This is a genomic window from Oscillatoria sp. FACHB-1406, assembly GCF_014698145.1.
GTDB lineage: Bacteria > Cyanobacteriota > Cyanobacteriia > Cyanobacteriales > Spirulinaceae > FACHB-1406.
The window spans coordinates 111,012-134,763 of the sequence record NZ_JACJSM010000007.1 but is presented as its reverse complement, the minus strand read 5'-3'; the positions used below and the strand labels follow the sequence as shown (position 1 = coordinate 134,763).

Sequence of the window (23,752 nt, the reverse complement as noted above, 5' to 3'; positions counted from 1 at the left end):
CGATTTCGGACGCAATCTTATTGATAAAGATTGAGACAATTGAGCCTTCCGTTCCCCCCGGAAAGATTTTTTACCTCTAGCTATTGACAAAGCCTGAAAATCGCGGTACGATTTAAATCGCTTGAAAATTGGGACTGTAGTTCAATTGGTTAGAGCACCGCCCTGTCACGGCGGAAGTTGCGGGTTCGAGCCCCGTCAGTCCCGTAAACTCAACGATATAAGGCTTCTGCTTCCGTTCTCGCGATGGAAGGCGGAAGTTTTGACAACGGCTAACGGATAACTAATCACTGATAACTGAAAAATGACGGTTAGAGTTCGCATTGCACCCAGTCCCACCGGAAACCTGCATATCGGCACGGCTAGAACGGCTGTATTTAATTGGTTGTTTGCCCGTCACCACGGCGGTCAGTTTATTTTACGCATTGAAGATACGGATACCGCGCGATCGCGCCCCGAATATACCCAAAATATTCTCGATGGCTTAACCTGGTTGGGATTGAACTGGGACGAAGGGCCGTTTTTTCAATCCGAACGGCTGGATTTGTACCGCCAAGCCGTGCAAACGCTACTCGATAAGGATTTAGCCTATCGCTGCTATTGTACGCCCGAAGAATTGGAAAAAATGCGGGAAGCGCAAAAAGCGAGAAAAGAAGCGCCGCGCTACGATAACCGCCACCGCAACTTAACCCCCGAACAACAAGCGCAATTTGAGGCGGAAGGGCGCAAACCCGTGATTCGGTTGAAGATAGACGACGATCGCGAAATTGTCTGGCGCGATCGCGTGCGCGACACGGTAACGTGGAAAGGTCGAGATCTCGGCGGCGATATGGTAGTCGCCCGCGCCGCCCAAGGCGACGAACCCTTCGGACAGCCCCTCTATAACCTCGCTGTCGTCGTCGATGACATCGATATGAACATTACCCACGTCATACGCGGCGAAGATCATATCGCTAATACTGCCAAACAAATCTTGCTGTATGAAGCATTAGGCGCAACCGTCCCCGAATTCGCCCATACCCCCCTAATTTTGAACCAAAAAGGGCAAAAACTGTCCAAACGAGATGGCGTAACCTCGATTTGGGACTTTAAAGAAATGGGCTTTTTAGCCGATGCGATCGCCAATTATATGACGCTTCTCGGCTGGACTCCCCCCGACTCCACCCAAGAAATTTTCACCCTTCCTGAAGCTGCCAAAGAATTCGATCTCGATCGCGTTAACAAAGCTGGGGCAAAATTTGACTGGGATAAACTCGATTGGATTAATAGCCAATACCTGCATCAAATCCCCAACGAAGAACTGGTTAACGTCCTCATTCCCCACTGGCAAAGCGCGGGCTACGCATTCGACGCAGAAGCCGATAAAGCGTGGCTGCTGCAATTAACCGAAATGATTTCGCCCAGCCTCAAACGCCTCAGCGATGCGGTTAAAGAAAGTCGCCTTTTGTTCGGCGAAAACTTAACTTTTGACGACAAGGGAAGCGCTCAAATGCAGCAGGAAGGCGCTAAAGAAATTTTGCAAGCCGTCCTGGAAGAATTGAATAATTATCCTAACTTAACAGTAGAAGAAGCTAAGGCAATTGTCGATCGCGTGACCAGCGAGAAAAATGTCAAAAAAGGCTTAGTGATGAAATCCTTACGCGCCGGTTTAACCGGAGAATTACAAGGCCCGGATTTGATGCAATCTTGGGTATTGTTGCATCAGCGCGGAGTCGATAAAGTGCGATTGCAGCAAGCCGTGAATAGTTGATAGAAAAGAGTAGGGGCAAGCCGAATAAAACTTTTGTCCCCTCAACGCTTGGCAAGGATTAAAAACCCGCGATTACAATTTAGATTTGCCTCCGTAGAGACGTTATATACAACGTCTCTACAGTATCGCCGATCGCGATTGCAATTAAACCTAGTAGGGTGGGCAGCGCCCACCAGCCAAGACTTTCAGCGTTTAGAAACGTACATTCACGTTCCAAGTAGCGCTTATTTTCTTATTTTCTAGGACTTCTTAGTCGCAATACAATAAATTTTTCGTTGTAGGGGCATAACACTGTTATGCCCTCTTGGGGATTCGTGCAAAATCAATGAGAATTGGGATCGACAACAACTAAGTTTGCAATCGATGAAGTATCGCTGACAATAATCACAACAAACCAAGCGCTTGTAAGTTTTTTACATCCTCATGTAGATCATCAACATCGTATTGCAGTATAGAGTGGTTTTCTTTCACGTGCCGTACATTTCGCGATCGAGACGATACCAATAATGAAGGCGTAGCGGACTTTCTGCCGGTACGAGGGGATGATAAAACGTTCCAGCTTCCGTCATCCCCAATCGTTTCATTACATTGCGAGAACGAGTATTTTGCTCTGCGGTAAAAGAGACAATTTCCAAGAGATTTAAGCTTTCAAATCCGCAACGAAGCGCTGCTTTTGCCCCTTCCGTTGCTAATCCTTTCCCCCAATAAGAAAAAGCCAATCGCCAGCCAATTTCAACGCAGGGCGAAAAGGGCAAATCGTAACCGGGAATATTCAGCCCGATAAAACCAATAAAAGCTCCGGTTTCTTTCAATTCTGCCGCCCAAAATCCCCAGCCGTGTTGTAGGATGAAAGCTTGCAATCGTTCAACTAGCGCATCGCTGGCGGCAGGGTCGAGAGTAGCGGGAAAACACTCCATCACTCGGTAGTCTGCATTGAGTTGAGCAAAAGGCGCGCGATCGCTATCTTGCCATTGTCGCAGATACAAGCGCTCTGTTTCGAGTTCGATGAGTTCCATTGGCTTTCTCTTCATAACCTCCAATCTATCGCCGCGAGGGGCTAATACCAAAGCCTCAGTTCGAGAACCGGGTTTAGTTCTCGCTTTTAGCAATAAAGTGAGGCTAGGAACTCGATTATTTTAAGTTTATTAAGGAATCACTATCAAATCTGAGTCAAGCTATCTTAAAAATTTGCGTTTGAACTAACCTTATAGCTTATGGATACCGTTAAATACCTGCTTTCAGAACAACAAATACCGACGGCTTGGTACAACATCCAAGCCGACTTACCCGCCCCCTTACCGCCCGTTCTGCATCCCGGTACCGGCAAACCCATTTCGCCGCCTGACTTGACTCCCCTTTTTCCCCCAGCGCTCATCGAACAAGAAGTCAGCCTCGAACGTTGGATTGAAATTCCCGAGGAAGTGCGCGATATTTATCGTCAATGGCGACCTACTCCACTTTACCGCGCTCGTCGCCTCGAAAAAGCCCTCGATACGCCCGCCAAAATTTACTACAAATACGAAGGCGTGAGTCCCGCAGGCAGCCATAAACCGAATACTGCCGTCGCCCAAGCTTACTACAACAAACAAGCGGGCGTGAAGCGCTTGACGACGGAAACGGGCGCGGGACAGTGGGGTTCTTCCCTTGCCTTTGCGGGGGCGCTTTTCGGGCTGGAAGTGCTGGTGTATATGGTGAAAGTTAGCTACAACCAAAAGCCCTATCGCCGCGCTTTGATGGAAACTTACGGCGCGCGCGTTGTCGCCAGTCCCAGCGAAGAAACTCACGCCGGACGCGCAATTTTAGCAGAATATCCCGATAGTACGGGCAGCTTGGGTATTGCGATTAGCGAAGCGGTGGAAGTTGCGGCGCAAGACGAGGAAACGAAATATGCCCTCGGTAGCGTTCTCAATCACGTTTTGTTGCATCAAACGGTTATCGGACAGGAAGCGCTGGCGCAATTGGAAATGGCGGGCGATTATCCCGATATTATTGTCGGCTGTACGGGCGGCGGCAGTAACTTTGCGGGCATTGCCTTTCCTTTTTTGGGGGCGAAGTTGCGCGGCGATCGCGATGTTGAGATTATTGCAGTAGAACCGGCCGCTTGTCCGACGCTAACTCGGGGTCGGTACGCTTACGACTTTGGCGATACAGCCCACCTTACACCTTTAGTGAAGATGCACACCCTCGGCAGTACCTTCGTCCCGGAAGGGGTTCATGCGGGCGGTTTGCGCTATCACGGGATGGGGCCCTTGGTGAGTCACGTGGTCGAGTTGGGGCTGGCAGAACCGCGCGCTGAGTATCAATTGGGCTGTTTTGCGGCGGGGGTGACGTTTGCCAAAGCAGAAGGGATTTTGCCCGCACCGGAAGCCAACCATGCAGTAAAAGGGGCGATTGATGAGGCGCTGAAGTGTAAGGAGTCGGGCGAAGGGAAGGTGATTTTATTTAATTTGTGCGGTCACGGACATTTCGATATGCAGGCGTATATCGACTATCAAGCGGGGATGTTGAAGGATACGGAGTGCAGCAGCGAGGAAGTGGCGATGGCACTGGCGGGGCTACCGTCGGTTTAATGAATAATGAATGGTAAGTGCTAAATTACGAATTACGAATTACGAATTACGAATTACGAATTACGAATTACGAATTACGAATTCGTTTGACTGCGGCTGCCGCAATTGCAGAATGAGAATCCCGCGTAAGGTATTGCAAAATGTCCTCAGTTATGCTTTGGTTATACAGTATGGCATAGCGGATACAGTCCATACTGTCGGCGGCGAGTTCTGCGATCGCGTCGGTGGGGGTGTTAGGGTTTTTGGCGACAGCGCCGCGAACGTATTCATCGCTTGCTATACCGAGTTCGACAGCGGGCGAAAGTCCTGGAGACCAAAAGGATTGGTAGAATTCCAGGGAACTGCGATCGCGCGCCAGTTGCCGCAGGACTTCGACGGGCGTATTCTTATGTTGAGCGACATGAGCGCGAATATTAGAAGATTCGTCACGAGCAAGGCATTCTAAGGCTTCGACGGGCGCGTATGGATGTTTGGCGACGGCTTCGCGCACGCTAAGATCGCGATCGCGCGACAATTGTTTTAAAATCTCGAGGAATGTTTGAGGGCTACTAACAACTTCAGCTTCACGGCTCGCAACTGCCCATCTGACGCGATCGTCATTATCCCCCGCCAACTGTTCCAAAGTCAAAGGGCTAGTGTTGCGATTTTGCGCCACAGCACCCCGAATATTGCGATCGCTCTCTGAATTATTGCAATGGATGACAAGGGCAGTAATGTCTCGATTTTCTGTTACAGGGACAGAATAATTATTTTTTCGCGGTTCTCGTGCCGTAATGCGGGCAAAATCTTGCAGCAGCGCTGCATTGCTCTCCCAAGCTAGCTGCTGGAGCATCGCCGCAGTCGTATATCGGTGTCTTGCCAGCGAAAAACGGACTTCAGCATCGCGTTCCCGACCCAAGGCTCGAATCGTATCGGCGGGAGTATGAGGATGTTTGGCTACGGCGCGGCGCATTTCGATCCCCGTCTCCTCGCCTAATTGTCGCAGCGTTTTTGGGTGTGCGTGCAAATTTTTAGCGACGGTCAAACGTACTGAATAGCAGCTATCGGCGGCGAGGTGATGGAGAACTTCACGGGGGGCTTGGTAATGGCGGGCAACGGCGCGACGAACTAGGGAAGTGCTATCGTTAGCTAATTGGTGAAGGAGCGCGATCGGCGTACTCTCGTTACTCGCGATCGCATCGCGGGTTAAACTATCGCCATTTTCTGCCAATTTTTGTAGAATCTCAATTGGATTGCTGCTATTGGAAGCAACGGCATCGCGCACGACGGGGGCGCGATCGGCGGCGAGTCGAGCGAGAATGAATGCGGGCGTGCTAGGATTGCGCGCTAGGTTAATCCGCAGATCGAGATAATCGCTGAAATCTTGCAGCAATCGCTCCAAAAGGCTTTTATGAATGCCAGAACACCTAGCAATCTCTCCAATCAAGTGTTGATGTTTGGGATTGAGTAACGGCTGGTACAAGCAATCGGGAATCTCGCAGCTACAAAGCTCAAATAAAGTGTCTTCGGGAATGGCAGCGATTACATCGCCAAATTCCAAGCAGAGGAGCGGTACAATCGGATTTTTTAAGAAATACTCCGGGAATTCTGCGCCTAACTTCCACAAAACTGCTATGGGAGTATTGGGGTTTGCTGCAACCTGCTGGCGCACACTGGCATCTCTGCTCTTACTGAGTGCTTCTAGGATATCAGCCGGTGTCGTGGAATTGGCGGCAAGCGCGCGATCGCCCTCGACACTCTCCCCACCCAGCAAGGCGGAAATATGGGCTTCTGTCTTTTCTGCATCCATACCGCTCTCACTGAAACCTTACCGATCCTACAATCCGAGTGTAGACAATATCGAGCGACTTTGAGGGGAGGGGGCGACAAAATTGAGGGAAGAGCGCAGCAAGACAGTGCTTTTATCCCCCATAATTAATGAAGCTGTCGGAAAATTTTGGAATTCTACACATCGTGCCGTACACTATCCTCCCGCCCTGGCAACTCAAAGAATCTGGAGTCACTTCCGAAAGTGCCTACTGGAATCGCCGTCATTTCCTCAAAAGCTTGGTAACGGTGGGAATTGGTGCGAGTTTAATACCGCTGACGGGCTGCAATAAGTCAGATAAACAGCTAACGGCTTTGGAAGCGACGTATAAAAATTTGCCGAGTTTAAAGCGATTGCCAACCAATCCGGCATTTGCTAAAGTCGATCGCCCCATTGCCGACCAAGCGATCGCGAGCAGTTACAATAATTTCTACGAGTACGGCGGCAGTAAATCGATTTGGCCCGCAGCCCAAGCTTTACCGACAGAAAATTGGAAAGTTGAAGTTAGCGGATTGGTAAAAAATCCCAAAACTTACGACCTCGACGACCTCAAAAAATTCCCCCTCGAAGAACGCATCTATCGCTTCCGCTGCGTCGAAGCTTGGTCGATGGTATTGCCTTGGATTGGCTTTCCCATGCGCGCTTTAATCGAAGCCGTAGAACCCACGAGCGCCGCGAAGTTCGTGCGTTTTACCTCTTTTTACGACCCGGCAATTACTCCCGGCCCCGGCTTCCATCTCGGCGCGTTACCTTGGCCTTATACCGAAAGTTTGCGCCTCGATGAAATGGCAAACGAACTTGCCTTTTTTGCGGTAGGCATTTATGGGCGCGAACTGCCCAAACAACACGGCGCGCCGATTCGAGCGGTACTGCCTTGGAAGTATGGTTTTAAGGGCGCAAAATCCATTGTTAAAGTGGAATTTGTGGCGGAGCAACCTGCTACTTATTGGCATACTTTAGTCGCGAACGAATACGATTATATTGCCAATGTCAATCCCAAAAAACCGCATCCCCGTTGGTCGCAAGCACGAGAAAAATTCATCAGTACCGGACCGGATTTGAGTTGGGACTGGAAGGAAACTTTACCTTACAACGGTTATGGGGAGTATGTCGCAAAGTTATATGGATAAAGCAGGACTGTCTGTTGTAGTTCTTCATGAGGATTGAGAACTACAAAGACCCAAAGAGCCTAAAGTTCTTGAAATGAGGATTGGAGCGATCGCGCCTGACTTCTGGAGTTTGCTGAATGTAACTCACCGAAGGACTGCTTCTCAAAGATCCACTGCTATCCTTGTCGTCTCACTCGTTCCCACGCAGGGTTGAGGCCCTGCCCTAGGATAGATTACCAGAGCTATGCGAACGACTGCGCATTGAGCGCGATAGAATCGTTCGCGACTACCCTGCCATCTGTTGCAATTGGCGAGACTCTTGGACGACGCAGCAGTTCATCACGGCTTTCTGTAAGGTCATAAACGCTTGCAGGTCTTCCTTGCCATACTTGCGTCTAAGTAATTGGCGCAGACTTTCTTCGGCTTCCAAACTCAAGTAACTGGTCGTTAAGGCTTGTTCGACAATATCGCTGATACACATAATATACAATCCTTTTCCTACACTCTGGTTTTTAAAGATAAACACACACGACTCTATATCGTCGCAAAATGTTGCCAAACACTTTGTATTCCGGCTTACCAATCTCTAATATGAAGCAGTTTTGAAAAATATGCAGTCCTTCAGACTCCACGTTCAAAAACAGTTCGGGCAGGGATTGGGAAGTCAATAAAGACGGTTAGAAGGTAACGTCCCTATGTATGCGGAGATGGGCTAGAATTGACTCCTGCAATACCTTCGACTTCCAACCAACGAGCGCAGCTAGATGCTTGGCTGGGTGTTGGTACGATTGCTATTACGTCTAAGATGATAGGCTTCAACCCGTCTCCGTAAATCTTCCCACAGGCAGACTTCATCCATTTCTATCCTACAGGGGAAGAATTTTTCCATAGCCTCCAAACCCATAAATCTCGTCGGTTATCCCTGTAGGAGTCTGCTGAATGATAAATCTTCCCAAGGGCAGATTTCCTAGGGTTTACCCCACTGGAGAAGAATTTGAGAACGACCTGAAACCGACAAATCCTCTGCATTCTCTCGGTATCAGCCCCCTCGATCGCTAATTTACCCCACGGGCAGACTTCCTTGTTTGTATCCTAAGAAGAAGCAATTGTTTCACTGCCCGAACCCCATGAACCCCGTCGATTATCTCCGCATCAGTTTGCTCGATCGCTGTAACTTCCGCTGTCAATACTGTATGCCGGAAGGCGCGGAACTCGACTACGTTCTGAACCCGGAACTCCTCAGCCGCCAGGAAATGATAATTTTGCTGGAGGAAGTGTTTATTCCCCTCGGCTTTCGCAAGTTTCGCCTCACCGGAGGAGAACCCCTACTGCGTCCCGATGTCGTGGAGATTGTCGGCGCGATCGCGGCGTTACCGCAAACGCAGGATTTAGCGATGACGACGAACGGCTTTTTACTTTCGCATCTGGCTAAACCGCTCTACGATGCCGGATTGCGACGAATTAATATCAGCCTGGATTCCCTCGATCCCCAAGTTTTTGACAAAATAATCGGAAATCGCGGTCTAAGCCGGTGGAAGCAGACATGGGAGGGCATTCAGGAAGCTTATCGAGTGGGGTTCGACCCCCTAAAACTGAATGTTGTGGTCGTACCGGGGTTGAACGATCGCGAAGTTCTCGATTTAGCTGCCCTAACGCGCGATCGCCATTGGCACGTCCGCTTCATTGAATTCATGCCCATCGGCAACCCAGAACTGTTTCAAGAACGCGCCTGGATTCCCTCAGAAGAACTGCGCGCGGCCATCCGGGATCGCTGGGGTTTAGTCGAATCCACCGTGCGCGGTAACGGCCCCGCCGATGTTTTCCAAATTCCCGGCGCGAAGGGAACGCTAGGATTTATCAGCCAGATGTCCGAATGTTTTTGCGATCGCTGCAACCGAATGCGCCTCTCTGCCGACGGGTGGCTGCGTCCCTGTCTTCTCAACGAAAGCGGACAAATCGACCTCAAAACTGCCCTACGCAACGGCACTTCCACCGCCCAACTCCGAGAACAAGTGCGGGAATTACTCGCCATTAAACCCGAAACGAACTTCAAACAACGCGATCCCGGCACGGCGGGCAGTACCTATCGCCGTACTATGTCGCAAATTGGCGGCTGAAATGAATTAAAAATTAAAAATTAAAAATTAAAAATTCACCATTTCGGCAAGTGCCACCCCGAGCTTGCCGAAGTGCTTAATGACCACCATTCATTATTCATTATTCATTATTCATTATTCATTATTCATCATTCACCCTTCATAATTCATAATTCATAATTTAATACTTCCTTTCCTGCGGCTCGAAGCGATTAATCGTTACCGGCATATACTCAATTTCAACACCGGCGGGTGAATAATAAGCAAGAGTATGTTTCAGGTATCGTTCGTCATTGCGATCGGGAAAATCTTCCCGCGAGTGCGCGCCGCGACTTTCCTGACGATTAATCGCCGAAGAGAGGATCAATTCCCCCACCAAAGTTAAATTCTTCAACTCCAGCGCCTCAATTAACTCCGTATTCCAACAAGAGCCTTTATCATCGAGATAAATTTGGCTATATTGCTGCTGAAGTTGGCGTAACTTTTCCAAACCGGCCTTCATCGTCGCTTCGTTACGAAATACGCCGCAATACTCCGTCATGCAATCTTGGAATTGTTGCCGCAGTTGGTCGATTCGTAGCGTTCCCTGCTGATGCAATAAACTGTCGATGCGTTCTGCGGCTGCTTTAAGGTAAGGTTGGGGATCGAAACCGGGCATTTTACGATTTTGCACGTAGCGCGCGATCGCGTTTCCCGTCCGTCTCCCATACACCACGCATTCCAGCAGCGAATTACTCCCCAACCGATTTGCCCCGTGAACCGAAACGCAAGCCGCCTCCCCCGCCGCAAAAAAGCCCTCTAACAAACGACTGGCAGATCCTCGCACCCGCCCGTCCGTATTCACCGGAATTCCGCCCATTGAATAATGTACCGTCGGACGTACTGGCATCGGGACTTCCGCCGCATCGATCCCCAAATGGCGGTGCGCTTCTTCCCAAGCAAAAGGAATGCGTTCCATAATTTTCTTGCGCCCCAGATGGCTTAAATCCAAATGGACGAACGAACCGCCCGCACTGCCATCGAGATGAATCCCCCGTCCGGCGCGAATTTCTAGGGTAATGGCGCGGGAGGTAATATCGCGGGGGGCAAGTTCCATGCGACTGGCGGCATAATCTTCCATAAAGCGCCGCCCTTCGCTATTTCTGAGGTATGCGCCCTCGCCGCGCACCGCTTCAGAAATCAGGACTCCCACCGGATACAATCCCGTCGGGTGAAACTGCACGAACTCCAAATCTTCCAAGGGCAAACCCGCCGCCGCACACATCGCCAAACCGTCGCCCGTGGAGGCATAATCGTTAGAGGTGGTATTGTAAGCGCGTCCGTAACCGCCGGTTGCAAACATAACCGCTTTAGCGCGAACGACTTCTAGCGTTGAGTCGAGAATTCGCAGCATGACAACGCCTTTAACTTCCTCGTCTTCGAGGATGGGTTGCATGACGTACCACTCGTCGTAAATCTTCACGCCGCAGCGCCGCAAGTTGTTGACCAACTCGTGTAGGATCGCGTGGCCGGTTTTATCGGCAGCGTAGCAGGTGCGGTTGTGAGAATGTCCGCCGAAAGCGCGTTGGGCGATGCGTCCGTCGGGAAGGCGAGAAAACAGAACGCCGAGATGTTCTAAATCGATGATAACTTGGGGCGCTTCTCGCACCAGTAATTCGACCGCATCTTGGTCGGCGAGGTAGTCGGAACCTTTGACGGTATCGAAGGCGTGCGCTTCCCAGGCATCTTCGGGATCGACATTTTTGAGCGTAGCGGCGATCCCCCCTTGGGCGGCGACGGAGTGGGAACGAATGGGATGGGTTTTCGCAACGATAGCAACGTCGAGGTTGGGGCTAACGCGCTTGATTTCTAAGGCTGCTTGGCAACCGGCAAGGCCGCCGCCGACAATGATAACGTCGTGTTCTAACATGAGTGCGTGCCGCTATGCGGATCCCTGTGGGATCGCGCCTTTCAATACTTCTCTCTGTTATCGTGGCACAAAGCGTCCTGGGTCGCTGGCGAACCATTAAATTATTTAAGAATCGAACGCATAAGGCCGACTTAAATTTGGAGGGTTCGAGTTAAAACATTTCCAAACTTGTAACCCCGATTGTAACCCTCTTAGCGGCAAAAACCGAGCGGATTGAAACTCTCCCTTGGCAAGGGTTTGCGCTAAACGCTAAGAACTGTAACACAACCTGTCGGGTTTGCCCTGTATTGATTAAGATTTTCTTGGAAGGTCTCGTTGAATACCGATTTAATTCTCAAAAAGCTCGTGCTTCCGCTTTGCGGATCGGGTCAATCCTGAAGGGAGGCTGCTGGGGCGATCTTCAGCGTGCTTAAAGAAAGCTCTCTAGCAGCAGTCAGCCATCTCTAGGGCTACCCTCAGATGAGAAAAACTTAAGGTTAGGGGATTGACCGCTTCTTCAAAAAATAAAGTAAATCTTATGAAAAAGTATTCGATCGTTTTGATTGCCATTAGCAGCCTTTTATTATTCTGTTTTCCAAGTCTGGCCAGTCCATTACCGGAAAACGAAGAGGTTTTGTCTTCGACTCATTCCTCTGCCGAAGAGTTGAACGATGTTGTCCCTTGCAATGCCCACACAACCCCACTGCTTTACTATATTCCTGTCGATGAAATGCAGTGCGAGGTTCCCAGCGGTTACGGTATTGATTTTGAAGGAACCCTCGAAATGGAATCTAAAGAAGCCGTCAATCGTACCGAGCAACAATTAACGTTGTTTGCCATTCTATTAGGTGGGCTATTCTAATTTCGCTTCTCCCCGACAAATTTGGCAGAGTTGAATGATGTGAGTTTGGAGGGCGGCGGAAGGTTCTGCGCCGCGTTTGAGGCTAACTTCGAGTTGTAACAGAAGGGGCGGAACGGCGAGGAGTTGTTGGGCGGAGAGGGAACGAATTTCTTGGCGCAGGTAATAGATGCGCTTGGGATTGGGGATTTCTGCGATCGCGGCGATCTTACTCTCATCCTTTTCGCCCGAGTCGATCGCCAGACGCAACAGCAACCAAGTCCGAAATCGCCCCGTTAAAAGGGCGACAAGACTCAACGGGTGTTCGTTATTGGCGAGCAAATCTGCTGCTAAACTCAGCGCTTGGGGGGTATTGCCACTGCGAATAACATCGGCGAGTTTGTAGGCGTTGTGGGCATTAGCGGCGACTAAACGCGAGACGATCGCTTCATCAAGGGGCGATCGCGTATTTTTGCCCCACAACGCTAATTTTTCCAGTTCGTTCCACAACTGGCGCGTATTGCTGCCAACCGATTCTGCCAACAACGCGATCGCGCCCCGCGTCAACTTCACTCCCGTCGTCCGCGCCGCCTCTTCTACCTTTCGCACCAATTCATCGGTTTTCCAAGGCGGAATTAAGGAAAACTCGCGGATACTGGCGTGTTTTTGCAACAATTTCGTCGCTTTATTGCGCCCGTCGGGTTTTTTCACGCTTGAAAGGATGAACGTTGAAGTTTCGGGGATCGCGGGCAGGGTGCGCTGCAATTCTGTCAGTAGCGCATCCGAACATTGCTGGGTTAGCGTTGTATCGGCTAGCCAGACGCAGCGCCCGCCCGTCCCGAATGGGGGTGTCATCGCTTGGTTGAGGGCAGCGATCGCGCTTTCGGCTCGTTCTCCTGCAATCTTCTCATAATTAAACTGAATCCAGGCCGGATCGAGAACTTCTTCGCGTAACTTTTCGATTTCTCGATGCAGCGCGAAATCGTCTTCGCCCCAAAACAGATAAGTCGGCACGTTCGTCTCTCCAACTAAAAAAGCTGCTTCCTCCTCAAAGAAAGCAGCCTATTGTCATTAAACCAGAATGTAAACGACGCTTTAACTTGCAAGCGATCGCGACATTACGGCTTATTTAAAAAATCTTGGCCTTGTTTGAGGGCGGGACCGCCAATTTGATAGGCAACCCAGCCAAGAGCAAATGCTAGGGGCAACAAGAACAACAGCACTTTTAAAATGGTCATCGCCTTCTCTCCTTAGTCGCGCTTTACGAAGTTTCTTAAATATCTCTAATTTTTATATGTACCATAATTTTACCTGAATGGACAAAGAGAGTCCTAAGCTGGGGGGGGTGAGGAAGTTTGCCGAAGGGAGTCTGTTGAACTGCTCGAGCGTGCGCTGAGTCTCGACTTACCTCGACTGCCGCGAAGCGCTGCACTGAGCTTGTCGAAGTGTCGAAGCGCTATCCCCTCTTCACCCCTCATCACGCCCATCCCCGCAAGCGATAAACCCACAAACCGATGTATTCTTTCAGCGCTTGCGTAGTCGTGGCGATGCGGGCGACATCGGGAACGAGATCGAACACGACACCGGCGATGCTGGCTTGCTGGGGGTTATTAGAGGCGAGGGTTGTTAAAAAGTCGGTGGGGGCGGCGATTGCCTCGATTCCTTGACGTTGGAAGACGAGGAGCGATCGCGGCATATGTAGCGCTGAGGTTACAAGTAATACCCGCCGAATCCCGCGCTGTTGGAGAATGGGCTTGACATTTGCGGCATTTTGATATGTGTTGAGCGAGTTAGATTCCTGGAGGATAGCGCTGGGGGGAACGCCCATGAATTCCAGCAGTTGGGCGATATCGCCTGCTTCGGGTTTGCCGCCACCCAGCCAAGGAATGCGCCCGCCGACAGCAACGATGAGAGGGGCTTTTTTATCTTTGTAAAGTTTAGCGGCATAGAGGACGCGATCGCCCGCTTCGGTGAGTTCGGGGAAGGCACGCGGAGGAGTAGCGGGTTTCGTACAGCCGCCCAAAACCACGATCGCATCGGCGGTTGGCATTTCGCCGCGCGGAAGATTCTGCAATTCTAGCGATCGCACCAACGCCCCATTAATCCCGCCCGCACTCGCCAGCCATAACACCGCCAGCGCTAAGGCGATGGGTGCGAATGTCCAGCGCGATTTGTACCAGGATAGCGCCCCCGCCACCGCCAGCAACAAGAAGGTTAAGCCGACGGGATAAATCAACAGCGGCAGCAGTTTAGAAACAAATAGAAACATTACTCGCTTCAATTCAGTACGTCAGTATTAAAATCGCCGCTGATGCGATACGATTGTACCATGTGCTTGACCTGTCCCCCCAACATAGCATCCCCTTCCATGAACAAACGCAAGCCCTCCATCGATTTAGAGTCGAGTCGCCCCTCTCCCAATCGTCCCTTAGAACTGCCCTTCGAGAAGAAACCTGCGAAAATGTTGCCGGTTGTGGCGCAACCGTCGGCAGTTGCGAGTTACCTTCGTAAAATTGAACCCATTGAACCGGAGGCGGCGCATCGAGGCAGAAACGCTGAGATTTCGAGCGAGATGCGATCGCTTTACGGCGCGATTGATAATGTTGAAGATCGCCTCGCGCGGCGGTTGGATCGATTGCAGCAACAACTGATAGCCGCCAAGCAAAAAATTCAATTTCAACAAAGATGTTTTGTCATCTTTATTCTGTTGTGTTTTGGAGGGATTTGCTTCGCTCTGACTCGTCCTCCCGCGATCGCTCCCAAACAATCTAGCCCGCAAGTTCAACCCTCTCAAATTAACCGCCTTCCGCTATTCGATTCCTATAGCGCTTAGAGATTAAGTTTATTGCATTATTGCCGAGAAAAAAACCTCTTAAATACGATTCATATGATCTTTCTTAAAAACTGTAGAGACGTTGTATACAACGTCTCTACAGGCAATGCTTTGGGCAAATGGAGTTAAGATGATGGTGCGTTACGCTTCGCTAACACACCCTACTTTGGATTCGAGGCAGTAAATTAAAGATTTTCTTGTAACCAAATTCTAAATTCTCCAATCGCTTTGGTTCTGCCCGAAACTTGACTTTGCCGAACGTAGCGATCGACTAACTCGATAATTATCTAACTGAGTGCGAGAAGTCATATCGATTTCGATCGCTAAATCGGGCGGCGGATCGACTTTCATAATTAAACTCTAAAAGGATCGCGATCGAAAGTAGGGTGCGTTAGCGGAGCGTAACGCACCATTATTTTGACCAGTATTTCAGGATTGTGCAATCTTTTTGATTTTGGCATTCGTCCCTCACTCGAAAGAAAAACGCAATAAACTAATTCGTTACCCTGAATTTTAGTGATGCTTGGAAATCGCACTAAACCTTTAAATTTCGTGAAAATTGCTATATCGGTAGTTGGTGTAGCACTTGCCATTTTGCATTCCGCAAAGCTCCTCAGTTTTGATAACGAGGGATTAATCTCGATCTTTATCTCTATCCTACCCTGATTTACAGAATTTTTATCGAAAGCAGAATTGCCGGGAGGATGGAAATTAGAATTCATCCAACGGATCGAAGAAGAGCAAACTAAGCAAAAGTATGAAATCGAACAACTTCAATTTCTTATTGAAAGCTTTGTAACTGAGAGTGAACTGAATATTTTAAAGAAGCTCATGTCTTCAGAACCCTTTTTAGTCAAGGTAGACAATACTTCCCACTTTTTCTCTAATGAACTAGATAGACTTAGAAGACTGGGTTTAATTGCAAACCCCCAGGGAAAGGGAAGAGCAACCTTGCTAATAAACGATGGGAAAAGTAGAGAAGTTAAGGAACATTTTTACATCACGCCGAAAGGGGAAAGTTATCTTAAATTTAGAAGGGAAAGACGGGTTGAACCGTTTGAAGATTCCGCCCGCGCCCGAGATTGAGAATGAGACAAGACCCATCAACGCGCAACCAGTGCGATAATAGTCATCCGACACCACCACAAGGGGAAAACGACCGATGCGACTGTCTCAGATGCTTTTTGTCACGCTTAAGGAAAGCCCAGCCGAAGCTGTCATTCCCAGCCACCAACTGCTGCTGCGGGCGGGCTATATCCGACGCATCGGCAGCGGGATTTATAGCTATCTCCCCCTGATGTGGCGCGTGCTGCAAAAAGTGTCCCAAATCGTGCGCGAGGAGATGAACGCGACGGGGGCGCAAGAATGTTTGCTTCCGCAGTTGCAACCGTCGGAGTTGTGGAAGGAGTCGGGCCGCTGGGATACTTATACAAAGGCGGAAGGGATTATGTTCGCTTTTGAGGATCGTCAGGGGCGAGAAGTTGCCCTCGGGCCGACTCACGAGGAAGTGATTACGACAGTTGCGAAAGAAAGCATTCGTTCCTATCGCCAATTACCGCAGCATTTGTATCAAATTCAAAGTAAATTTCGCGATGAAATTCGTCCGCGTTTTGGGTTGATGCGCGGACGGGAATTTATTATGAAAGATGGCTATTCTTTCCATGCGGATGAGGAAAGTTTGAAGAAAACTTACGCCGATATGGATGTGGCTTATCGCAATATGTTTCGGCGTTGCGGCTTGGATTTTGTGGCAGTGGAAGCGGATTCGGGCGCGATTGGGGGTTCGGGATCGCAGGAATTTATGGTGCTGGCGGATGCGGGAGAAGATGAGGTTCTCTACACCGAAGATGGCAAGTATGCGGCAAATGTAGAGAAAGCGACTTCGCTGCCGCCGGATGCGGTAGAGTCGCCGTTTGAGAAGTTCGAGAAACGGGAAACGCCGAATACGCCGACGATCGCATCTTTGGCAGAATTTGCCAAGTGTTCGCCGACGAATATCGTGAAAAACGTCCTGTACGAGGCGGTTGGCGATAACGGTAAGCTCATTTTAGTGTTGGTTAGCATTCGGGGCGATCGCGATGTTAATGAAGTTAAACTCCAAAATGAGTTGAGTAAAATGGCTTCGGAGTTTGGCGCAAAAACGCTCCTTTCCCTCACGGTTCCTGAAGCCGAAGCGATGCAAAAATGGGCGGCACAACAGCTACCGACGGGCTATATCTCCCCCGATTTAAGCGACGATTACCTGCAAAAATCGAAGGATATTCATCCGAAATTCGTGCGTTTTGCCGATGAAACCGTTGCGGAGATGAAAAACTTCGTTACCGGGGCAAACGAGCCGGGATATCACGTTTTTGGGGCGAATTGGGGCAAAGAATTTACCCTCCCTTCCCGCGTGGTAAACCTGCAAAAATCAGTAGCGGGCGATCGCGCCCTGCACGATTCCCAGCAAGTTTTAAAATCGGCGCGCGGCATTGAAGTCGGGCATATTTTCCAGTTGGGAACTAAATATTCCGCAGCGATGGAAGCAACGTTTACCAACGAACAAGGGGAAGAATTGCCGTTAGTGATGGGATGTTACGGCGTGGGCGTATCGCGGTTGGCGCAAGCGGCAGTGGAACAGTCTCACGATAAGGATGGTATCATTTGGCCGGTTGCGATCGCGCCTTACCATGCCATTATCGTCGTTCCCAACATCAGCGACAGCGAAGCAATGGCAGCGGCAGAGAAACTGTATGCAGAGATGAATCAAGCGGGAATTGAAACCCTGCTCGACGATCGCGACGCGCGCGCCGGGTTTAAATTTAAAGATGCAGATTTAATCGGCATCCCCTATCGAATTGTAACCGGGCGATCGCTCAAACAAGGAAAAGTCGAAGTCGTGCAGCGCGCCACGAAAGAAGCGCAAGAAATTGCGATTGAAGATGTGGTAGCAACGCTGAAAGGATGGATGGAAAACGCGATCGCATCATAACCCTTTTCAATCCTAGGGACGTTAAACTTAACGTCCCTATACCCGATCTCACAAAAGAAAGTAGGGTACGTTAGCGCAGCGTAACGCACCATTATTTTAACCGTTCCTTCGCAGCAGCGTAAGCCAGTGCAACGATTTAGAGAACGTACTCTCTAGCGACAGCGCGTACAATGGTAGTAGTCAGGTACGGAAAGCCGTGCTACAGGCTTTCTGTCCGCAAGTTTAAGATCTAACTAAAAGATTCGATATGCCACTCATCTCAAAAATGCTGCGAAGACTGCTTCCACTCGCTATGTCCCTCGTCTTATGTTTCACAACAGTTGCTTGTGGCGGTTCCTCATCGACGCAAATTCCGCAAAATTCTAGCGCCAACCGCACTCAAGTTAACTCTCCTCCCCTCAACGACGGTAAATATCCCGTCCAACAAGCCACCTACAACGACGTAGATGGAACCTATAACCTCATGCTGCTGAACACCCCAGCAGGCGTTCCCCCCGCCTTCCGCACCCAAAACTTGCAGATGGCGCGGCTTACCGACGAACAAGTTAAAGCTGGAGAAAAAACTTATCTGAACGTTGAGAACGGTCAACCCGCGATGTATCTCAGCGAAGACTTCAAAATCGAATACGTCCACAACGTCACCGAAACCCAAACCAACCCGCAAACCGGACAGCGGGAAACCGTCATCGTCCGTCAAGAATCCAGCTTTTGGACTCCGTTTGCCGGTGCTTTAGCCGGACAAGCGATCGGCAGTCTATTATTTAGACCGCAATACTACGTTCCCCCCGTCTATCAATCCGGTGGCATTTTGCGAGGATACGGCGGTTACGGTAGCAGTTACGATACCGCAGTGCGACAGTACCAAACCCGCTACAACGCACCGCCTGCCGCCGTTCGCAACCGTGAAACCTTCCGCACCTCCGGCAGCTTGAGAACTGCGCCGCCCACAACGACAACGCGCCGCACTGCGCCCCCGCCTTCGCAAACGAATCGTTCTCGCAGCACGGGTTCTGGGTATGGTTCGAGTACCTTGCGTCGGTCGAATCAAACTCGTCCCACCGACCGCCGTCCAAGCGGTGGCAGCTTTGGAAGCGGTCGCCAATCGAGTCCTCGTCGCAGTTATTCTGGCGGCGGACGCAGACGGCGTTAATTAATGAGTTAGTTAATTAATTTAAGGAATGAATGGCATTGGATCTCGGGAGCGTTCTCGATGGATTCAGTGCCATTCGCAATAGATAACCGAGCGCGCCTAGAACCAAGGAGCGGAAAGAGATTGAATCTCCCCATTATCTACCACCCCGATTACGTTGCGCCGCTTCCGGAAGGCCATCGTTTCCCCATGCCCAAGTTTAAACTCTTGTGCGAACTGTTGCTCGCGGATGGCATCATTCAACCCGAACAAATCCAACGCCCGGAGGTTCCTCCTTTAGAATGGCTGGAACTCGTGCATACGCCCGAATACGCCCGCGCTTACTGCGAGGGAACCTTGGATGCAAAGGCGCAGCGGCGCATCGGTTTGCCTTGGAGTACGGCGCTGGTGAAGCGAACGCTAACGGCGGTGGGGGGAACGGTGTTAGCGGCGAAACGGGCGTTAGAGTGCGGTTTGGCTTGCAATACGGCGGGCGGAACCCATCATGCGTTTCCGAGTTACGGTTCTGGGTTTTGTATTTTCAACGATCTCGCCATTGCTTCTCGCGTTCTGCAACAATTCAATTTAGCCCAAAAAATCTTGATTATCGATTTGGACGTGCATCAAGGCGACGGTACGGCTTATATTTTTCAAAATGACGATCGCGTTTTTACTTTTTCGATGCACTGCGAGATTAATTTTCCCGCCAAAAAACAGCAAAGCGATCTCGATATTCCTTTACCGCAAGGACTTGATGATGACGGATACTTACAAATTTTGGCGCGATCTTTGCCCGATTTGTTATCGCAAGTCCGCCCTGATTTAGTTTTGTACGATGCGGGAGTTGATACTCATGTTAGCGATCGCTTGGGAAAATTGGCAATGAGCGATCGCGGACTCTACCGACGCGAGATGATGGTATTAAGCAGTTGCGCTGCGGCGGGCTATCCGGTTGCTTGCGTGATTGGGGGCGGCTACGATAAAAATATTCAGGGTTTAATTTATCGCCATTCTATCCTGCATCGCGCGGCAATGGAGGTGTATCGCCAGTACTTTTAAAATTAGAGGCTTGTGACCTCAAATTACGAATTACGAATTACGAATTACGAATTATTTTTGCGGTAAGTTCCAAACGCCGTTCCAATCGAGGGGAACGCCGTGTTCGAGGAATTGATAAATGCGTTCGAGATAGAGGGCTGCGACGCGATCTTCTGGATTGACTTCTAAGACGCGATAAAAATGAGTTTGGGCTTCGGTGAGTTGGCGTTTTTGGTAGCAATCGATCGCGCGTTCAAAGTCTAGCTGCGTTTTTAATTTCAGCTGGCGACTTTCCCCCGATTCGCCGTCTAAAACTTCGTAAATTGCTGTCGTTTTGGTGCGTCCTTGAACGATGACGCGATCGAGAAAACGTAATTGATATTGACTGGCATCTTGGGAGCGATTTAAAGTATCTTCAGAAATTAACAGCGATACGCCGTAAAGTTTGGTCAAACTTTCGAGGCGCGCGGCTAAATTCACGCAGTCAGAAAAGGCATCGCACTGCATTCGTTCGTATTCCCCAACCATTCCCACCATCATAAAACCAACGTGAATGCCGATCCCGACTTGAATGGCATTATCGCCGCGTTGATTGCGTTTTTCGTTGTAAGAATTGACTTCATGCAGCTTGTCAATCGCCGCCGCGATCGCATCATCTACGCCCGTCGGAAAAACCGCCATCATTCCATCGCCTAAATACTTGACAATAAAGCCCCGATGCTCTCTAATTTTTGGCGAAACTTTCCGCAAATAAGCATTGACAAAATCGAAGTTTTCTTGGGGGGTCATTTTTTCTGAAAGTGCGGTAAAGGAGCGAATATCGCTAAACATGACCGCCATTTCTTTACTGACGCGATCGCCTAATTGAATATCAACGATGCTTTCTTTCTGTAAAAACTCGATAAACGCATGAGGAACGAAACGACCGTAAGCCTTACTAATATGCGACAATTCCAGATGCGATTTCACTCGCGCCAATAACTCATCCTTAGAAAAAGGCTTGCTAATATAATCGTTCGCCCCAAACCCAAAGCCCATAACAATATCGGAAACGCGATCTTTCGCTGTCAGCATTACCACCGGCAATTGCTGGGCGGGATATTGTTCCCGAATTTTGGCGCAGACTTCGTAACCCGACATTCGAGGCATCATCACATCGAGAATAATCAGATCGAAGCTCTGTCCGTTAGCGATCGCCTTTAAAGCTTGTTCCCCGTTCAGCGCTTGCGTCACCGTATAATTCGCCAGCGAAAGATGACTGTTGAGAACTTGCAAATTAATCGGTTCGTCATCGACGATAAGAATATGAAACTTACCGTTTTCCGGCGGTTCCGAGGCGAGAAGTTCTCGCTTCGAGCTAGGCTGCTCGAGGTCAAACTCAACGCTGCGCGCCGCCTGATAAAAATTGAGGTCGTGGGCGAGCATTGGCAAGGGAAAATTACTTAATTCCGAGCTAACGCACGATTCAAATAACGGCAGCGTAAACTTAAAACAAGAGCCGCAGCCCACTTCCGACTCGACCCAAACTCTTCCCCCGTGCAATTCTACCAATTGCTGAGTAATCGTCAGCCCCAGTCCCGTTCCGTCGTAGGGACGTGCGGTGGAACCGTCGGCTTGCTCGAAAGGACTAAAGATGCGATCGCGACTTTCGGCAGGAATACCAATGCCAGTATCGCTCACCTCAATCGCCAACATCCGGTAGCCCCGTTCCGATTCGTCCTCCTCTACAGCGGCTCCTACCCGAACCGTTCCCGCCTCCGTAAACTTAATCGCATTCCCCACCAGATTGTAGAGAATTTGTTGCAGGCGATTTTCGTCCGCATAAGCGAGGGGAATATCCTCGGGAACGACATTTGTTAACAGTATCGGTTTGTCTCCTACCAAGGTTTTGCAAATCGTTAAGACGACTTCGACAATCGAGCAAACTTCGACGGGCTTGAGTTGAAGTTCGACTTTGTGATGTTTGAGCTTCGAGAAATCGAGAATTTCATTAACCAACTTGCTGAGGCGGTGGCCGCTGCTGACAATGGCGTGAAGATTTTGGCGCTGGAGCGCAGATAGTTCTCCGGCGGCGCTGTCGATGGTCGATTCGGCTAACCCTACCATGCCATTGAGAGGGGTGCGCAATTCGTGGGAAATGGTCGCGAGAAACTCATCTTTGAGGCGGTCGAGGCGCTGTAATTCGGCATTGACGCGCTGCAACTCGTCGTTAACGCTCTGCCGTTCGTCACTGAGGCGATGCAAGTCCTTATTTTGTCGTTCGAGGGCGGTAAAGGAACTTTGTAACTTTTTCGCCATCAAGTTGAACGATCGCGCCAGTTGTCCCACCTCATTAAGACCTTCGACGCTTACCGATTCGTTCCATTTTCCCCGCGCTAAGTTTCGGGCAGAAGTATTGAGGCGGCGGATCGGTCGTACTATCCAGCGAGCCGTGAGGATGCCGCTGACTGTGGCGATGCCGATGCCCAAAAGACATAACGCGATCGCATTGATGGCCCGACTGCCCGTCATATTCGCAAAATCGGATATAGGAATGAGAGTAACAATCGACCAATCGAGGCCGCGTTCTTCGTGGAAGGGAGACACGCGCACGAAATAGTGCTGCCCGTCGATGTCAACTTCTAATTGGCGAGCCTCCTGGAGTCCGGCGATCTCGGAAAAATGTCGGATCAGTTGTAACGATGCTTCTCGGACTAAGCGGTCGTCGCTCTCAATTGCTAAACTCAGTTGTGAATTGGCAGAATTAGAGCTATCCGAACTCGCGATCGTCCGTCCGTCGCGATCGACAAGAAAACTCCGCGACGAATGGTCGCTCTGTACGTCAGAAAGCCATGTCCCCAAGTGCGAAAGATACAAAGGCGTATTCAGTACCCCCAACAAAGTCCCTCGCGCGTCGTAAACGGGCAAAATCGCATCGATCGCAAGTTGCTGCCGCTCTCTCTCGAAATGCACCGGTCCCCACATCGGTTTATTCGCCGTCTGGGTTGTTTTGTAGGAATTGCAAAATTGAGCGGAATCGAGCGGATCTGTCTTCCCTGCTGCCTCGTCCTTGCTAACGTACAAAGCGCCACCTCGCGCGCTACACCAGCCTGTAGAACCGATCGACTCAAACGCGAGTAGTTGTTGCTGTAGAAAGCGTTTGAGGCGAGCCGAATCGTTCGAGTCAAAAACCCCTTGTGCGATCGCGTTCTTGCTGCTTTGATTGAGCAGGTGAGGCTCCCTCAGATAAGTTTTGAGGCGAAACTCTATTCGCTCGCTCGCTTCATCTGCCCAATGGATGGCGACTTCGCGCACGAGCGCCTGACGGTGCTGCCAAAAAAGATAGCTCACGATACCGGTTGCACCGACGAGTTGCAAGATCGGGAGAACGGTTAAAATAGTAGGAAGATTAGTCTTTCCAAGCACTTTAGCGAGCGCGCGCTGAAAGGGTCGGGTCAATGTTGCCACCATAATGTATGTAGTGCCTGCCTAATTATCGGCTTACAGTTCCCAAAAAAATGACTCGAGATGGTAGGCACACCCTGGTACGGCTTTAGCAGAAAGCAAAGTGTAAAAGCTGACTCTTCAAAGTTCGCAACGCTTGACTGGAGTACATTGCAACGATTTTGAATCGAGTGGATTTGCAGCGGAGGGAATCGCTTGCGAGTCCGAAGTCGGCTCTCGCACTTGGGTAGATTGTAAGGGAGGAGATAATGCGTTTGAACGCGCCCCGTGCAAAAATACTTG

At 50.1% G+C, this 23,752-nt stretch carries 19 protein-coding genes and 1 tRNA gene; 11 read left to right on the top strand and 9 right to left on the bottom strand.

From position 1 onward, the window contains the following. Positions 1–130 precede the first annotated feature (130 nt). Positions 131–204 (top strand) — tRNA-Asp (locus H6G50_RS09985). Positions 205–301: 97 nt separating this feature from the next. After that, on the top strand, positions 302–1,747 hold the full coding sequence (gltX, locus tag H6G50_RS09980; RefSeq protein ID WP_190715724.1) for a glutamate--tRNA ligase: 1,446 nt from the start codon (positions 302–304) through the stop codon (positions 1,745–1,747). 467 nt (positions 1,748–2,214) lie between these two features. Here the strand turns inward: gltX and H6G50_RS09975 are convergent, their stop codons facing one another. After that, positions 2,215–2,778, bottom strand: coding sequence for a GNAT family N-acetyltransferase (locus H6G50_RS09975; protein ID WP_242032774.1), 564 nt, complete (start codon positions 2,776–2,778; stop codon positions 2,215–2,217). Positions 2,779–2,961: 183 nt separating this feature from the next. Between H6G50_RS09975 and H6G50_RS09970 the strand changes: the two genes are divergently transcribed. Beyond that, the gene (locus H6G50_RS09970) at positions 2,962–4,317 is read left to right on the top strand and encodes a TrpB-like pyridoxal phosphate-dependent enzyme (protein WP_190715721.1); all 1,356 of its coding nucleotides are present in this window, start codon (positions 2,962–2,964) and stop codon (positions 4,315–4,317) included. 67 nt (positions 4,318–4,384) lie between these two features. Here the strand turns inward: H6G50_RS09970 and H6G50_RS09965 are convergent, their stop codons facing one another. Next, the gene (locus tag H6G50_RS09965; RefSeq protein ID WP_190715719.1) at positions 4,385–6,106 is read right to left on the bottom strand and encodes a hypothetical protein; all 1,722 of its coding nucleotides are present in this window, start codon (positions 6,104–6,106) and stop codon (positions 4,385–4,387) included. Between the two features lie 128 nt (positions 6,107–6,234). Here H6G50_RS09965 and msrP point away from each other — a divergent pair, with 128 nt between their 5' ends. Continuing rightward, positions 6,235–7,254, top strand: a complete 1,020-nt coding sequence (msrP, locus tag H6G50_RS09960) for a protein-methionine-sulfoxide reductase catalytic subunit MsrP (RefSeq protein WP_190715718.1) — start codon at positions 6,235–6,237, stop codon at positions 7,252–7,254. 265 nt (positions 7,255–7,519) lie between these two features. Here the strand turns inward: msrP and H6G50_RS09955 are convergent, their stop codons facing one another. Next, the gene (locus tag H6G50_RS09955; protein ID WP_199302788.1) at positions 7,520–7,714 is read right to left on the bottom strand and encodes a hypothetical protein; all 195 of its coding nucleotides are present in this window, start codon (positions 7,712–7,714) and stop codon (positions 7,520–7,522) included. A 646-nt stretch (positions 7,715–8,360) separates the two neighbouring features. On the opposite strand from H6G50_RS09955, the gene moaA reads away from it, so the two are divergent. Next, positions 8,361–9,350 (top strand): GTP 3',8-cyclase MoaA, encoded by a 990-nt coding sequence (gene moaA / locus H6G50_RS09950; RefSeq protein WP_190715716.1) that lies wholly within the window; start codon positions 8,361–8,363, stop codon positions 9,348–9,350. A 160-nt stretch (positions 9,351–9,510) separates the two neighbouring features. On the opposite strand, the gene H6G50_RS09945 is transcribed toward moaA, so the two are convergent. Next, the gene (locus tag H6G50_RS09945) at positions 9,511–11,238 is read right to left on the bottom strand and encodes a succinate dehydrogenase/fumarate reductase flavoprotein subunit (RefSeq protein WP_190715714.1); all 1,728 of its coding nucleotides are present in this window, start codon (positions 11,236–11,238) and stop codon (positions 9,511–9,513) included. Between the two features lie 517 nt (positions 11,239–11,755). Between H6G50_RS09945 and H6G50_RS09940 the strand changes: the two genes are divergently transcribed. Then, on the top strand, positions 11,756–12,079 hold the full coding sequence (locus H6G50_RS09940) for a hypothetical protein (protein ID WP_190715712.1): 324 nt from the start codon (positions 11,756–11,758) through the stop codon (positions 12,077–12,079). Here the strand turns inward: H6G50_RS09940 and holA are convergent. The 3 genes from holA to H6G50_RS09925 all read right to left on the bottom strand — a co-directional run bounded on the left by holA (position 12,071) and on the right by H6G50_RS09925 (position 14,324). After that, positions 12,071–13,069 carry a DNA polymerase III subunit delta gene (holA, locus tag H6G50_RS09935; RefSeq protein WP_190715710.1) on the bottom strand — a complete coding sequence of 333 codons (999 nt, stop codon included), beginning with the start codon at positions 13,067–13,069 and terminating at the stop codon, positions 12,071–12,073. The genes H6G50_RS09940 and holA overlap by 9 nt on opposite strands. Positions 13,070–13,173: 104 nt before the next feature. Beyond that, positions 13,174–13,293 (bottom strand): photosystem II protein Y, encoded by a 120-nt coding sequence (locus H6G50_RS09930; protein ID WP_190715708.1) that lies wholly within the window; start codon positions 13,291–13,293, stop codon positions 13,174–13,176. A gap of 239 nt (positions 13,294–13,532) precedes the next feature. Then, complete coding sequence (locus tag H6G50_RS09925; RefSeq protein ID WP_190715706.1) at positions 13,533–14,324, bottom strand: YdcF family protein; 792 nt, start codon at positions 14,322–14,324, stop codon at positions 13,533–13,535. A gap of 99 nt (positions 14,325–14,423) precedes the next feature. Between H6G50_RS09925 and H6G50_RS09920 the strand changes: the two genes are divergently transcribed. Further along, on the top strand, positions 14,424–14,888 hold the full coding sequence (locus tag H6G50_RS09920) for a hypothetical protein (protein WP_190715704.1): 465 nt from the start codon (positions 14,424–14,426) through the stop codon (positions 14,886–14,888). A 210-nt stretch (positions 14,889–15,098) separates the two neighbouring features. Here H6G50_RS09920 and H6G50_RS09915 read toward each other — a convergent pair whose 3' ends face one another. After that, on the bottom strand, positions 15,099–15,239 hold the full coding sequence (locus H6G50_RS09915) for a hypothetical protein (RefSeq protein ID WP_242032773.1): 141 nt from the start codon (positions 15,237–15,239) through the stop codon (positions 15,099–15,101). A 342-nt stretch (positions 15,240–15,581) separates the two neighbouring features. Between H6G50_RS09915 and H6G50_RS09910 the strand changes: the two genes are divergently transcribed. The 4 genes from H6G50_RS09910 to H6G50_RS09895 all read left to right on the top strand — a co-directional run bounded on the left by H6G50_RS09910 (position 15,582) and on the right by H6G50_RS09895 (position 20,047). Then, positions 15,582–15,974 carry a hypothetical protein gene (locus tag H6G50_RS09910; protein ID WP_190715702.1) on the top strand — a complete coding sequence of 131 codons (393 nt, stop codon included), beginning with the start codon at positions 15,582–15,584 and terminating at the stop codon, positions 15,972–15,974. 76 nt (positions 15,975–16,050) lie between these two features. After that, positions 16,051–17,859 (top strand): proline--tRNA ligase, encoded by a 1,809-nt coding sequence (locus H6G50_RS09905; RefSeq protein WP_190715699.1) that lies wholly within the window; start codon positions 16,051–16,053, stop codon positions 17,857–17,859. A gap of 292 nt (positions 17,860–18,151) precedes the next feature. Next, positions 18,152–19,009 (top strand): hypothetical protein, encoded by an 858-nt coding sequence (locus H6G50_RS09900; protein ID WP_347239912.1) that lies wholly within the window; start codon positions 18,152–18,154, stop codon positions 19,007–19,009. 123 nt (positions 19,010–19,132) lie between these two features. After that, positions 19,133–20,047 carry a histone deacetylase gene (locus tag H6G50_RS09895; protein ID WP_190715697.1) on the top strand — a complete coding sequence of 305 codons (915 nt, stop codon included), beginning with the start codon at positions 19,133–19,135 and terminating at the stop codon, positions 20,045–20,047. Positions 20,048–20,098: 51 nt separating this feature from the next. Here H6G50_RS09895 and H6G50_RS09890 read toward each other — a convergent pair whose 3' ends face one another. Continuing rightward, positions 20,099–23,464 carry an ATP-binding protein gene (locus H6G50_RS09890; protein ID WP_190715695.1) on the bottom strand — a complete coding sequence of 1,122 codons (3,366 nt, stop codon included), beginning with the start codon at positions 23,462–23,464 and terminating at the stop codon, positions 20,099–20,101. Positions 23,465–23,752 lie beyond the last annotated feature (288 nt).